Below are 14,123 nucleotides of genomic sequence, written 5' to 3'. Positions count from 1 at the left end.
GTGGCGTGTGCAAAGCGCGCTACGGGGGCAGCGCTTCGGCAAAACGCGGGAGCTGGCTGTCTACGCTCTGGCAAGGGTTTTTCTATGCATGAAACGTCCTACAAACCTATCCACCGGCTGTCCCCTGACACCGCTAAAAAAATCGCCGCAGGAGAAGTCATCGAGCGGCCCGCCTCCGTCGTGCGCGAATTGCTCGAGAACGCACTCGATGCAGGCGCCACCAAAATCCATCTGGAAATTAACGCAGGCGGCTGCGCGCTCATCCGCGTGAGCGATAACGGCCACGGCATGTCCCCCCAGGATTTGTTGCTATGCGCTGAAGCACACACCACGAGCAAAATATCGTCTGCAGACGACTTATTGCAGCTGCGCACGTTAGGCTTCCGGGGAGAAGCACTCGCCTCCATCGCCGCAGTCAGCCGCCTGCACCTTACGAGCACCCGATCAGGGCCCCTCGCGTGGCACTACCAGCCAAAGGCTGCAGGCACTGCAGCGCACGTACCGCCGGTGCCGCAGGGCACCGAAGCAGGCGTGCTAGAGCCTGCAAGTCTTGAGCGAGGCACCGTCGTACGCGTCGAGCAGCTTTTTGAAAACTTTCCTGCGCGCAAACGCTTTCTCGGACGCCAAAGCGCAGAGACCACCCTGTGCCGCAGCGCACTCATCGACGTCTCCCTCGCACATCACCCCGTGGAGTTTCGCTTCACCGTCGACGGAACGCACAAGCTCACCCTGCTCAGTCAGCAAACCCGGAAGGATCGGTGTCTTGAAACGCAAATGCTCAAAGGAGATCCTGCGCTCTTCCACACCATAGAAGGAGGTGACTGCTCGTTTCACTTTCACCTTGTACTTTCAGAACCCGCCATCTGCCGCAGAGAACGCCGCGGTATTTTTACCTTCGTCAACGGACGACGCATTTTTGATTACGGTCTTGTCCAGGCACTTGTGTTAGGAAGCGAGGGATACTTCCCCAATGGCACCTTTCCGGTCGCCTGCCTTTTCCTCACCGTTAACAGCGAACGTATTGATTTTAATATCCACCCTGCCAAAAAGGAGGTTCACTTACAGGACTATGCTCACATCCGCCACACACTCAGCCGCAGCGTTGCGCACTTCTACCGTCAGTGCACTATTGCTCACTACGTACGTGCAGAACCTGCCCACGCACCTGCCACTCAGGGCAACGCGCCAACACATTCCTCACCCCCCTGCACCGGCGTACGAGAAGAACCCGCCGCTCCCTGCGCGCACACACCCCGGTACGAATCCCTGTTCCCTCTACCCGTGCAGCATGCGCACCTGCTTCCTCCGTCACCTCCTCACATCTCGTGCGAACACGCGCGCGATTGCACTCACCCAGCCCCCGCTGCCGAAGGAGATGCGCCTGTGCACAACCATACCCATACAGGTGCATTCAAAGTACTCGGACAGGTAGCAGGAACATTCATCGCCGTAGAACGCAACAACGCTCTCTACCTTATCGATCAGCACGCAGCACATGAACGCATTATTTTTGATACGCTACAGCGGAACCTTGGCACTGCACAAATACTTCTTATTCCCTACCACATTCACCCACGCTCGGATGAAGAGGCGCGCATCATGCACCGCGCCTGCACAGAACTTTCTCCTGCAGGATTTCGATTTCACGAAGAACCAGACGGTTCGTGGCACGTAACTGCGGTGCCGCTCCACTGGCGGGGGAGCGAAGAGCAACTTGCACACGATATCCTCTACTCAGGAAAAAACGCGCACGACATCCTGCGCCACGTCCTCGCTACCTGTGCCTGCCGGTCTGCGTGTAAAGACGGCACCATCCTGGATGACGCAACGCTCCACTCGTTAGTGGAGCAGGCTTTTGCATTACCACAATCGAGGTGTCCCCACGGACGGCCCATTTGGATTGTCATTGGCCGAGACGAATTGTTCAAACGGATCAAGCGCACGTAACGCGCTGCAGATACGCAAAAAGAAGCCTGCTACGTCTGCGCTCTCCGCGTCGGCACGGGGAGGTGCGCCGTGTGCACACAAACACCACCAGTGAGAGGATGTACGGCAGCGCAAACAGTACACCGGTGGGCACCACGTGAGTGCCCTGCAATACGTCACACATGTGTTCAATACCGGAGAAAAAAATCGCCGCCGGCACACACCACATCATCCGCTTGCGTGCAAGAAAAACAATTGCAAGTGCCGTCCATCCTCTGCCTGCAGCCATCTGCGGGGTGTACGTACCGACACGCAATACTAACAGTCCCCCCGCACACACCGCACACACGCCTGCTACCGCCCACGACACCATCCGATACCGCGCCGCGTCAGTTCCCCGCACCTGCAAGGCTAACGCACCTTCCCCAGAGTGCATAAAATTGATACCCACGTTTGTAGAGTACAGATACAGGTGAAAAACCCACACCAGTGCAAAGGCCACCGCAGTCCCCCACAGGGGGTGAGGTAAAACGCGGGTATGTGCAAGAGAAACATGAGTGAAAGAGACACCATGCGCTGCCGTGTCCATCTGCATCGCAGAAGCTGCAGCGCGTGCAAACATGCTGGACGCACCAAATGCGCTCATCCCCATTGCAGAAAAGTGCACTGCTATGCCCGTTAAAAACGGATTTGCCCGCATACGCTCCGTACCCACGGCCACAAAAAATAAACACAGCGGCACCACACACACGGTAATACCCAGTCCACCCCAATAACTTCCCCATACCAGTGCGAAAAACGCTATGCAAAAGGACGAGAAGGTAATCACCCCTTCCATAAAAATTCCCAACACTCCCGCGTATTCTGTTGCGAGCGCTCCTGCTGCAGCGCATGCAAGCGGTGCTGCGCGATGTAATATTGCTATCACTGTGGTGCCTATCACTCCCATCGAGACCGCCTATGATGTGTATCATGTACAGAAAGCGCATGACGTCTGCGAGTTCTGTGCTTTTCCCCACGAAAACAAAAAACGGTGACAAGGAATCGATATACCCGGCGTGCGCCTCGCCGCACTGCATTCCACGGTGCGGACCATTGTGCAGAAATAAGCAAAAAGATCGCCGCCTGTAAAAATAGCACCACATTTACCGTCAGGTGCGCACCAAGTACTGCAGCTTCAGAGGCTGTCTCCATCCACGCGAAAAAGAACGCAAGCGGTACGAGTACCGTAATGTGTGCATGGGCAATTAACGCGTGCGCTAAGGCTGCGTAACCCATCCCCACAGAAAAACCCACATAGCAGGTGCCAAACAGCCCAACTACAGAAAAAAATCCGGTAAGCCCAAACAGCGCCCCTGAAAGCACCATTCCCCACACATAGGTGGCCCATACGGGAAACCCTACAAAACGCCCAAATTCGGGGGCCTTTCCGCATATGCGAAACTGATATCCTACGCGGGTGTACGAAAAAAAACACCCAACTGCGAGTGCTACTAAGGACGCATAGGTCAATACGGCCGGCACACCGAACAAAGACGTCTGTTGCTGCAATATAAAATGCGAATGAACCGGCGCAGTTGCCAGCAAGTTCCCCGCAGGATCACGCGTAACCGTTATAATCAACGCATCGATGAGAGGCACGCATGCGGTGGATAACAAAAAGGAAGTAATCATTTCGCTAGTTGCCAGCCATGCTTTTAGTATCCCAGAAACACAGGCTAATATCCCCGCGACCGACAGCGCACAGAGGAGCGCAACACTCCATTGCAACAAAAAGCCCACACCCCAGTACTCACGGAGCAACAATGCGGTGACAAAACCTGCAGCATAGATCTGGCCATCACCACCTAAATTGATCATTCCTGTTTTTAGCGCGCAGCTCGCCCCCAGTGCCATACAGACAAACAGTCCTGCTTTGTGAAACAGGGCACGTATGTAGCCACGGGTAGAAAAAGGTTTGAGAAAAAACGCTGCCAAAGATACGGATGGATTTTCCGAGCACAGAACAATCACAGCACTCATAACTGCAACACCGAGCAACACTGCGATACACGAATTGATCACCCGTTTCACGTATGAGAATCCTGAGACGGAGACGGAGTGCCTGACACTTCAGCACACAACGTACCTGCACGTAGCAAGAAACGTTCTGTGCACAACGCACGCCACTGTGCCTGATGCTGTTCTCGCGCAAGGAGCACAAGAGCAGTTCCTGCCTGTGCTACCTGGCGCAGACGTGCAAGCAAGCGCTGTTCACTGGCGCTATCCAATCCTTCTGCAGGTTCTGCCAAAATGAGAAGACGTGGACGCGTTGCAAGCTCACGCGCTAAAATAACGCGCTGCAACTGTCCGCCTGAAAGCGTACAGGCAGGCTGCAACGGATCGCAGTAAATTTCTTCTTCTGCAAGAAGACGAGCAACAAAGCGCATCTGGGCGCGCACACGCGTGCGCCACGTACGCAACGTGTAGGGAACGAGCAAATCAAAAAGAGTTAACTGCATTGAGGCACCGCGCTGTATGCAATTAGACGGCACACACGCAACCCCGTGTGCCCGCAGCAGCGAGGGCGTATTGCGCTGGAGGGGGAGACACCACACCTGATCGTGCTCCTGCAAAAGAATATTCCCGGTGCAGTGCGTACGCGACGCCCCAGCGTGCATATCACACAGTATATCTTCCAATACGTGCACACCATCTTCTGGCGTACCGACTATCCCTATGATAGCAGATGCGGCCACAGAAAACGAAATATCTGTGAGCGGAACGTCTGCGTGTTTACTCACCTGCAGCGACTCAACGCGCAACACCCAAGGACGAGCAGAAGATGTGCGCGGCACAGTTGCGCACGACTGGGTATCTGACAGAGAGGAAAAAGAACTTACGGCAGAAGAAGTCACCGTTGATGCGGACATGAGCGCACAGGACACTTTCTGAATACATTCATTCACCTGATGCGCAGAACAGTATTCGTCTAAAAGATCCGTACGCAGAAAACTGCACGCTTTTCCCCCTTCTATCAAAGAAATACGCTGTGCCCATCGCAATGCATCAGCAAATCGGTGCGTCACTACTATCACTCCGCCACCACACCGGGGCGCGTGCGAAGAACGCACAAAAAACTCTTCAAGATGAGAAAAGAAAACCGCACGCGATTGCGCCGGAGCACACCGCGGCTCATCCAGGATGATGAAACGCGGATTGCGAAACAATACACAGAGCAACGATACAAAAAACCGCTTGTCTGCACTCAAACATGCAACGTATTCTTCCTTCTTCAAGGGCATACGCCACTGGGCGATAATGCGATCTATGCGTTCTCTCACCTGTGCACGGCGCACCCACCGCACGCCGGTGAGTGCAGCACTACCCATCACTACATTTTCAAATACTGTTGCGCGTTCTGCAAATACCGGTTGCTGGTGCACTATGCCAATTCCTGCACGGAGCGCATCGAAGGGTACGGAGAAGCGCTGCTCCTTTCCATCCAGACGGAGCTGCCCATGCGTCGGCACGCAAAAGCCCGAAAGAATATGCGCAAGCGTGGATTTTCCTGCACCATTTTTTCCCAACAACGCGTGAATTTCACCGGTAAAAAAGGAAAGATTCACATCGCTGAGCACGCTGTGCTCAGCGGCGTCCGTCTCACGCGCGCCCGAACACGGGCCATGCGCTGTGTGCGCATCGTCGACTGCGCGCCTGCCAGGGTGACCGAACATACCCCAGACCCCGCGCTTTGAACGCGGCATCACGCGCGGGTAGGTTTTCCCAATATGGTGAAGCGAGAGCACACCGCGCGCAGATGCCCTAACGCCGCGCTCAGCTATCATCAACGCACCGGCAACGTAAGCTCACCGCTTTGAATACGCCTGAGCAACGCAGACTGCCGCACACGAATCGGTTCGGGTACCGTTTGCAGGTACAAGGGATCCTCTTCAATGAAACGTACGTACCCGTCTTTCACCCCCAATGTCCAGGCTCCTGCAGATGGCAGTTCACCGCGAATGCAGCGCAGCGTCTGCTCATACGCAAGACGCTCCTGTTCCATAACGGAACTGCCAACTACGTAGCCCGGTGCCCTCGCATAGCCGTTATCGTCAAACCACGAAACATAAAAACCGAGCTCCCGCGCGGCCGCAAGTACTCCCTGATTCGCACCGCCGCAAATTGGCATCATAACATCCACCCCTTCGTGAAAGAGAATCCGTGCGAGGTCTGCACTTTTTGCAGCGTCATACCAGTTCCCCACCACGCGCACATCGACTTCAAAGGCAGGATCTACTGCACGGGCACCTGCGAGAAAGGCAGGAATAATAGTCTGGGTCATCACCGGATACGACTGCCCCGCAATAAGACCGATTTTTTTATCTGCATTTGCAAAGCGCATAGCACTCGCACTCACTAACGCGGAAAGGTGTCCTGCAAGGTAGGCTTGCTCCCACTGGTTATAGCGAAAGGTAATCAGCGAGTGCTCCTGCGGCGCGTAGGCATCTAGAACCAAAAACCGCTGCAGGGGAAATTGACGCAAAATAGGCTCAAGGACGTGCGGGAGTGCAGGGTTGGAAGACACAATCAAACGATAGCGCTGTTCTGCAGCAAGATGCGCCAACTTTTCGCGCCAGAGCGCCTGGTTCGGCCCCGCTTCGATGATATCAAGCCCAATGCTGCGCCCTGTCGCGCGTTCCTGCGTAACTGCACGCTCAACACCGTCACACAACATTGCATACACAGGACTGTCGTGACGAAAACCTGGGACAAAAACGGCAATACGCACCGCGCGCTCATCTTGCACCGCAGGCCTACACGAAAAGCAAGTAAACACTGCAATGAGCGCACTGAGAACACACACCGCACCGTTCATAACACCTCCCCCCAAAAATCCCTCTCTCGCGTAGGGTGCACCCTACCGGCACCCACAGCCTGAAAAGACCAGAGCACTACTCCTCACCCCTGCCCCCAAACGCATTGCACCACCCAGAGAGAAGGAGAAAGACTAGTTTTTCACGCGTTCTTGAAAAACGTAGCATCCGCTAAACTCTGCGATCTCACGGATGCTCTTCATCCAATATACCGCTTCTGTACGATTAGTAAAAGGACCGACACGCACACGGTGACGCAAGCCTGCACCCGTGCGTTTCGTGAAGATTTCTGCCTTCATGTGTCTAGCTGCAAGCACACCCCGAGCACGCTCGGCGTTGAGCTTACTTGAGAGCGAAGCGGCTTGCACCCAGAAAAGGACAGAAGGAGCAGCAGGCTGCGTGGACGCACCGCGCACGCGCGCATCCCGCTGTGCAACAAGCGGAGCACGGGTACGAGTAGCGGGAGGCGACTTGGCAGACGCTCGGTCACTCCGTGCATGCTTTGACGCACCCTTTGACTCTGCAGATTCCCGAGTGTCAGAGGCAGGAGAAGTTTTCCTGTCCTGCGCCGCGTCTGTGCGCTCAGCACGCGCCGGAGGAGAAACATCAAGACTTTTCGCACGAGCGGTAGGGACATCCTTTACCACCGTGAGATCAGGAATTGCCCTCTGTGTTGGCGCAGGAGTCTTCCCCAGCTCAGGAATTTTTTCAGGATTTTTTAGCCATAAGCTCGGATCCACTGACGGGTGCTCAGGTACGTCACCACGCTCAACATAAGAGGACACGTCGGTCACTCCTGCAGAATTAGAAGAATAGGTAGGAGAGTACAACAAAAGCGCGACGCCAAAAATAATGAGCATAAACACACTCAGGGAGATGACAATCCACAAAATTCTCTTCTGTTCCATATTTACTCGCCTAAAACACCCCTGCGCGTCAGAATGCAATCGACTTTTCGCGCCAATGACGCAACACGCCCACAGTTGGCCACCGTGTAGGTATCGGCGTTTTGCGCGATGCTTTGAGCATAGAAACCCTTCTGCGCAGAAAACCTGCGTAAAAGGTGAGTAAAAGATACTCGTTCCCGTTTCTTACATCGCCACATGCGCAGTATGCTTGGCGCCCATATGTACAAAACAAAACTACAGGCTTGTAACAGTTCTGTTTTATGCAATGTCGGCGCATTCAGTACTATCGCTTTTGGACGCGCAGCCTGCGCGCGCGCTATGTCTTCACACAAAAGACGGGTAACTTTCGGTAACAAAAACTCTTCGTGCTGCTGCAGTAGTTTAGGCTCAGAGAACAGTAACACACCCAAATGCGCAGAGTGCAGGCCGCCATCTTTACGCCGTAACGAAAGGCCGCGCGCAGCCGCAGCCACTTGAAACCGCTCTACTATAGAGTCGCCATAAGATTCCAAAAGTTCACGCGTGCGCGCATCCGCGTCAATACAGTAACATCCCCGTTCTGCAAGCAGGCGCGAGACCACATTCTTCCCCGCACCACTTCGACCGATGACACCAATTAGTGGACAAAACTCGCGCACAGCGAGAGCGTAACGTCAAACACGCACCGTCCTCAAGTGTTCAGAATGTGCTGAACACCCGATATTCCTGCGTATCTTGCGCTGACTACCCCTGTGCCTCACGCGCAGCACGCAAAAGACGCTTCTGTGCATACTGTTCGTGTCTGGCACGGTTGGGAATAAACTCACGCTTGAGACGACACAGCCGTTGCGCTGCTGTTTGCATATCCGCATCAAAATCCAAGGCAACACACGCGAGCGCCGCGTTTCCTGTCAGTTCTGCGTCATGAATTTCTGGTAACACAAAACAACGCCCACTGACATCAGCCTTAAGCTGCAACCAACGACTATCCTTTGCCTGTCCACCTGAAACGGTGTATACCGGTTGCAACTGGGTCACAGACTCCAGATACTCCAGACCTGCACACACCTCAAAGGCAAGATCCTCTACCAGCTGTCTCCCTTCTCCCACCACGGTGGGGGGATACGCATCATGCAGCTGAAAAGGTAACGCCATAATTTGACCCATCCGTTCCCCAAACCCTTGAGCATGGGTGCGCCGCATATAAGAGGCAAAACGACTCCCTGAATCCGCAATTAAAAACGAGACATTCCAAAAATCTGCTCTCAAAGACGGTAACACGCGGACCCTTGCATCCGCAGACCTGATCGCAGGAGGCAGACGAACACATACATTTAACCCCTCGCTGGATCCTGCCCGATCGCATCCGCTCCCTGCATGTAACGTATTTGTTCCAATGAGTGCTGCCGCAAAGTCCGGCGCGCCGCAGACTACCGGTATTCCCCGATAGGAGGCAACAATTGAGCCAGGAGCCACGAACGGCGCAAAGAGCGTTTCAGGTAACGCACACGCGCGTAAACTCTCAGACGTCCAGTACGTCGGCATGTAACGTCGCTCTGGTAATACCGTAACCGCACACCCCGTGAGTCGATATATCAAGTATTCGTGAGAAGAAAGAAAAAACTGTACATCACGCGCACAAAAATGCAATCGCTGCAAAAGGAGCAAAACCTTTGGCAAAAAAAGAGAAACACCGCACCGGGGATCAGACGCCCCCGCTTGATTCCACAAAATCAGTTGATCCTCGGCATGACTCTTCTTGTGCACGGCAACGACGCTCGGTCCATTGCCCGAAATAGTAATGGCAATAACGTGATGCACGGCACGCAACCGCTCAAACACCGTAAAAAATGAACGCACCCAATCCTGGGCCTTCACCGGCTGAGGAAAGAACACGCGCTGGTACTGTAACACCTTTCCATCTTGGGAAATAATCGCCGCTTTTAGGGAAGACGTACCGATGTCCGCGACAAAGATCCCCGAACCCATGTCCGTTGCGACGCTACCCTATGCGCGCGGTGTCCCCGCAACGGACAAGCGAGCGTGTAGGAGTCGCTCGATGATACTGCGATCATCCAAGAGACTGCTCAACGATTGATTATGATGAATGCGCGCGATGACGCGCGCGAACAACCCTGACACATCGGTTTCAGTATACCACTGCTTGTGCGAAAGCTGTGTGTGGAACACCGCATTTGTGCCAATAATCCGAGAGAAATACCGTTTCTCGTACGCTTCATCAAATAACTCAAGTGCATTTCCCGTAAAGAAAGGTAAACTCACTGCCGCGATCACCTGCTTTGCTCCGCGACTTTTCAAAAATTCCATCGCCTTTAGCATCGTACCTCCGCTGCCAAGCATATCGTCAGCAATAAACGCCGTCTTCCCCTCCACATCGCCGAGCAAGTTAATTTCTACAATATTGCTCTGCTTTGCATTTTGCGCGACCACCGAATAATCACGCACCTTATAAATCATCGCGAGTGGCTTTTTTAAACCAGAAGAATAAAATTTATTCCGTTCAACCGCCCCGCTGTCCGGCGCCACTACTACAAAAGGGATATCGGGGTCAGAAAGATTTTCAATCTTTGCCAACTCCCGGATAATCTGATAACTGGCGTGTAAGTTTTCAAGCCGCGTGCGATGAAAGGCATTTTCAATCTCACGTGAATGCAAATCAAGAGTGACAATGTGACTCACGCCAAGATACTCATATACACTCCCGAGCAAACCCGCCGTCAGTCCCTCACGTCCACACTTTTTGTGCTGACGGCTATACGGATAAGTGGGTAAAACCAAGGTAACGCGCCCAGCTCCCGCGTGCCGAACTGCATCTATGGTCACAATGAGCATCATCACGTGATCATTCACGGAGAATATTTTTTTACTTTTTCCGTTATTCACCAGGACTGGTTGATGATTTTCTACATCTTGGAAAATAAAAACGTCCTTGCCACGAATACATTCATTAATTTGCGTTTTTAACTCACCATTTAGAAAACAGATAAACTGTGCATCCACCTTAAAATGCGGTGGATTAAAACGACGTACGTCATCGTGCGCACACAACTCTGTGGAAAAAAGGTCCCGGTAAAAGTTCGCATCTCGTATCACCGACCCCGAGTCAAGACCGTAGCGGTCCGTCAAACGGTCCATTCTCTGGTGAAACTTGCGTTCACACACACGCGTCAAATGTTTGATAGTTTCGTCCGCGAAGTGCTCGCCACCAGGACAGGCGACGATCGCCAAATCAGTAAACCCTGAACATCTCATGCAATCTCTCCACACTTGTCAACGCGGACTGGACAAGCACCGTCTCAACCGCACGATAGGGAGCCCATCCGCGCAGGCTAATACAACGAAACACACCCAAGCGAACACACCTTGCATACGCAAGGCACAGCGAACGCACACGCGTCATGCGCACAGGGCAACACTTTACTTACTTATGATAGTGATTTCTACCCGTCGGTTTTTTCTACGACCATCCTCTGAATCATTTGGCGCAATAGACTGCTGCGCACCACAACCGCGCGTATATACATGCGCTGCATCCACAACACCTAATTCCTGCAGGTAACGTGCAACCACATCAGCACGCTCTTCAGAAATCCTCTGTTGATCCTGCACAGACCCCCGTCGTGCCGCATGTCCAGACACCAACAACTCTCGATCGGGAAACGCGCGCAAAAGTTCTGCTATTTTGCGCAGCTTCTCGTACTCAGAAGGTGCAAGGGATGCAGAGTCTGCGTCAAATTGAACATTTTCTATACTGATGGTTACTCCCTCTTCTGTTTCACGCACCTTCGCATCAGGCATATGCAAGTCCTTGAGCGTTTCTTGCAGTTCCACCACCGTGCGTGCAGGATCAAAGCGCTCAGGTGCAAAATTCTTTGCCGTCGCAGTACCCTGATATCTCAAAACCGTTCCTCCACTCAGGTATAAGAGAATGCGAAACTCATCGTCGTACTCAGCTATGTTCCCAAGTTCGTTATCCCAATACAAATTTTGCTTAGAAACGCCCGTAGTACGCACCGGATACATTCCTTCTTTTGCATTGCGCTGCACGCCATGTGTCCGTTTGGGCGACTCATAACTCATAGAATACGCCGCAGTAATGTGATGATAGCGCCGACTACCACGCTGAACTTCACCACGGTAGGTATACGACACGGTAAACGGCACAATGAAGGGCGTTTGGATACCAAAGCCGTCACGCAGATCATGCGCTTCTTCTGCTTCATGCTCCCAGGTATCTCCAACTTCGATATCATAATCAGGAAACACCGGCACATTCCGTACTACCGGCATGAAGAATGAACGATCAATATCATACACACCAAATGCGTCGCGCCAGAAAATACTTTCGTAGTGCCTCCCCCAACGAAACGTATTATTGGGACTTTTCTCGGATGTCATGAAGTGACACACATACCGCGCCGCATCAGGCGCCGACCCGTGTGCAACACGTACTTCGGAAACATGCACCGTGATTCGATTCGTAATCTCCGCCGTGTGAGCAAGCGTATCGTTCACAAACACATCCTCGCGTATCAGCGAGTTGATACGGTGCGTATCCCCCTTACGAAACTTGTAGCGCAAGCGCAGAGGGTACGCCGCACTTGCCGCGCACCAGACTGCAAGAACACACAGCATTCCCTTCCTAGAAAACACACTTCCCATCATACACACCGAACGGACCTATCCGTCATATTCCGCACGAGAAGTTGCACCCCACCCTTTCCTCCTTTGAGAAGAGCTGTGATAAAAGGACGCCCTATCAGCACCTGCTGCGCACCCAACTCCCGTGCTGCGCACAAATGCGCATAACTGCGAATACCACCGTCTACCCACACTTCACCGGCACAGCGCGCTAACTCTCCACCGTATTCAAAAAGAAAGTCCGCTGTGCTTCCGCGCGCAGTTTCAACCCTGCCTCCATGATTTGATACGATAGCGACATCCGGTTTCAACTCTCTGACTAATTCGACATCGCGCGGCGCAAAAATTCCTTTCACCACGATAGGAAGTTTTGCAAAACGTCTGACTGCACGAAGGTGCGTAGGAGTCTTTTTCTCTAACTGCACTTTATCTCTCATGGTCACAATATGGTACGCATCGATATCCACACCCACAAACTCCGCAACGTCCCGACCCCACTCGATACGTTCAAAAATTTTTTTGTTCACATACGGTTTGATAAACACTGCAGCCTTCTTTTTGAAGGAACGCAACGCAGCAATACCCGACTGCAGTTTGATGTCCGGACAACCATCTCCCACACTCAACAGGACACCCGTTCCGGACACCGCTTCGATGAGCCGATAATAAAACGAGACCTCGTCAGGATATCCGACGTTTTCAACTGCACCCGTCATAGGCGCAAGACGCACGACCGGTAGTTCATGCCTTTGCGGAACATATTTTTTCCATGCAAGGCAGTTCGCGATAAAATTCGCACTGTTAAAAACACCCCCCATCCCTGGTAACTGACCACGACACCCGTATCCATCACAACGGGCACACAGGCGACACTTGTACTCTGAACGCGCAGAACGCACCATGCGATCTTCCTTTTCCCTAAAAAAGCACTGCCCTCTTTACTCTACCACCCCATAGCGCTTCAAAGCCTGTGCAAAACCTGCATCATCATTAGATTCGGCAATATACGTTGCGTGTTTTTTTGCTTCCTCATGACCATTACGCATACAAAAGGAAACGCCCGCTGCTTTGAACATGACGATATCATTCCTCTGATCACCAAACACGCATACTTGTTCCAAAGAAATGCCGTAGTACTGGCACAATATATGCAGGGCATTCCCTTTATCCACTCCCTCGGGCATTACATCAATCAGGTGCGGCATGGAGTGTTCACAGTGCACTCCATGCAAACTGCCAATAAACTCAGCTGCTGTTTCAAGATCTGAGGGAGAAAAATTTTGCACAAGGATTTTCATAACCTGTCGCTGCCGATCGCCTGATAGTGCTTCTATGGGAAAGATAGGGATAAGCGCGCTCCCCCCACGACGGGCCAAACGATTGTATTCATGGAACGCCCGTATACGGACACTGTAGTCCGGTGCATATACACTGTCAGACGTATAAACTAGGTAATCTAGGCGATGCGCCATGCCGTATTCCAAAACACGAGCAAATGCTTCAGCAGCAAAACATTTTTGAAAAATAGTTTTGCCCGTCTTAATTTCACGGATCATTCCCCCGTTATACCCAACAACCGGTCCAACCAACTGCAACTGCCGCACATACTCCTGCACCATAGGCAGCATCCTACCAGTTGCAATAACAAAAGGGATATTCTTCTCGTGCAGACACTTTACCGCCTGCTTATTCTCAGGTGGAATGTTATTTTCGCTATCCAAAAAAGTACCGTCCATATCGGTAACCACCAACCTAACCTGTGCGCCTGACATCAACATCACCTCTGAACTTG

General features: G+C 52.7%; 12 protein-coding genes. 1 reads left to right on the top strand and 11 read right to left on the bottom strand.

The features are described from left to right. Positions 1-1,947, top strand: coding sequence for a DNA mismatch repair endonuclease MutL (mutL, locus tag TPANIC_RS01500; protein ID WP_010881752.1), 1,947 nt, complete (start codon positions 1-3; stop codon positions 1,945-1,947). On the opposite strand, the gene TPANIC_RS01495 is transcribed toward mutL, so the two are convergent. The 11 genes from TPANIC_RS01495 to TPANIC_RS01445 form a co-directional block, all read right to left on the bottom strand. Beyond that, a complete protein-coding gene (locus TPANIC_RS01495) occupies positions 1,934-2,875 on the bottom strand; it encodes an ABC transporter permease (RefSeq protein ID WP_010881751.1) in 942 nt (313 codons plus the stop codon). The genes mutL and TPANIC_RS01495 overlap by 14 nt on opposite strands. Then, positions 2,866-3,999, bottom strand: coding sequence for an ABC transporter permease (locus TPANIC_RS01490; protein ID WP_010881750.1), 1,134 nt, complete (start codon positions 3,997-3,999; stop codon positions 2,866-2,868). The genes TPANIC_RS01495 and TPANIC_RS01490 overlap by 10 nt, the downstream gene beginning before the upstream one ends. Next, a complete protein-coding gene (locus TPANIC_RS01485) occupies positions 3,996-5,756 on the bottom strand; it encodes an ATP-binding cassette domain-containing protein (RefSeq protein WP_014342787.1) in 1,761 nt (586 codons plus the stop codon). The genes TPANIC_RS01490 and TPANIC_RS01485 overlap by 4 nt, the downstream gene beginning before the upstream one ends. Then, positions 5,753-6,784, bottom strand: a complete 1,032-nt coding sequence (locus TPANIC_RS01480) for a BMP family ABC transporter substrate-binding protein (RefSeq protein WP_010881747.1) — start codon at positions 6,782-6,784, stop codon at positions 5,753-5,755. Before TPANIC_RS01480 ends, TPANIC_RS01485 begins: the two co-directional genes overlap by 4 nt. 132 nt (positions 6,785-6,916) lie before the next feature. Then, positions 6,917-7,729: an SPOR domain-containing protein gene (locus tag TPANIC_RS01475; RefSeq protein ID WP_010881746.1), complete on the bottom strand. Its 813-nt coding sequence runs from the start codon at positions 7,727-7,729 to the stop codon at positions 6,917-6,919. Beyond that, the gene (locus tag TPANIC_RS01470; protein ID WP_010881745.1) at positions 7,693-8,328 is read right to left on the bottom strand and encodes a dephospho-CoA kinase; all 636 of its coding nucleotides are present in this window, start codon (positions 8,326-8,328) and stop codon (positions 7,693-7,695) included. The genes TPANIC_RS01475 and TPANIC_RS01470 overlap by 37 nt, the downstream gene beginning before the upstream one ends. 85 nt (positions 8,329-8,413) lie before the next feature. Beyond that, the gene (locus TPANIC_RS01465; protein ID WP_010881744.1) at positions 8,414-9,658 is read right to left on the bottom strand and encodes an FGGY-family carbohydrate kinase; all 1,245 of its coding nucleotides are present in this window, start codon (positions 9,656-9,658) and stop codon (positions 8,414-8,416) included. A gap of 18 nt (positions 9,659-9,676) precedes the next feature. After that, positions 9,677-10,942: a ribose-phosphate pyrophosphokinase gene (locus TPANIC_RS01460; RefSeq protein ID WP_010881743.1), complete on the bottom strand. Its 1,266-nt coding sequence runs from the start codon at positions 10,940-10,942 to the stop codon at positions 9,677-9,679. Positions 10,943-11,107: 165 nt separating this feature from the next. Next, positions 11,108-12,361 (bottom strand): OmpA family protein, encoded by a 1,254-nt coding sequence (locus TPANIC_RS01455; protein ID WP_010881741.1) that lies wholly within the window; start codon positions 12,359-12,361, stop codon positions 11,108-11,110. Further along, on the bottom strand, positions 12,352-13,233 hold the full coding sequence (locus TPANIC_RS01450; RefSeq protein ID WP_010881740.1) for an alpha-hydroxy-acid oxidizing protein: 882 nt from the start codon (positions 13,231-13,233) through the stop codon (positions 12,352-12,354). The genes TPANIC_RS01455 and TPANIC_RS01450 overlap by 10 nt, the downstream gene beginning before the upstream one ends. A 36-nt stretch (positions 13,234-13,269) precedes the next feature. Further along, positions 13,270-14,103, bottom strand: a complete 834-nt coding sequence (locus tag TPANIC_RS01445; protein WP_010881739.1) for an HAD family hydrolase — start codon at positions 14,101-14,103, stop codon at positions 13,270-13,272. Positions 14,104-14,123 lie beyond the last annotated feature (20 nt).

This window comes from Treponema pallidum subsp. pallidum str. Nichols (assembly GCF_000410535.2).
Lineage (GTDB): Bacteria > Spirochaetota > Spirochaetia > Treponematales > Treponemataceae > Treponema > Treponema pallidum.
The sequence above is the reverse complement of the archived record's forward strand: the minus strand, read 5'-3'. Positions and strand labels throughout refer to the sequence as shown.

What these genes read in the sequence shown, in the direction of transcription:
- TPANIC_RS01495 (WP_010881751.1), bottom strand. Translation starts at nt 2,875, where the DNA reads ATGGGAGTGATAGGCACCACAGTGATAGCAATATTACATCGCGCAGCA.
- TPANIC_RS01480 (WP_010881747.1), bottom strand. Translation starts at nt 6,784, where the DNA reads ATGAACGGTGCGGTGTGTGTTCTCAGTGCGCTCATTGCAGTGTTTACT.
- TPANIC_RS01465 (WP_010881744.1), bottom strand. Translation starts at nt 9,658, where the DNA reads ATGGGTTCGGGGATCTTTGTCGCGGACATCGGTACGTCTTCCCTAAAA.
- TPANIC_RS01460 (WP_010881743.1), bottom strand. Translation starts at nt 10,942, where the DNA reads ATGAGATGTTCAGGGTTTACTGATTTGGCGATCGTCGCCTGTCCTGGT.
- TPANIC_RS01450 (WP_010881740.1), bottom strand. Translation starts at nt 13,233, where the DNA reads ATGGTGCGTTCTGCGCGTTCAGAGTACAAGTGTCGCCTGTGTGCCCGT.
- TPANIC_RS01445 (WP_010881739.1), bottom strand. Translation starts at nt 14,103, where the DNA reads ATGTCAGGCGCACAGGTTAGGTTGGTGGTTACCGATATGGACGGTACT.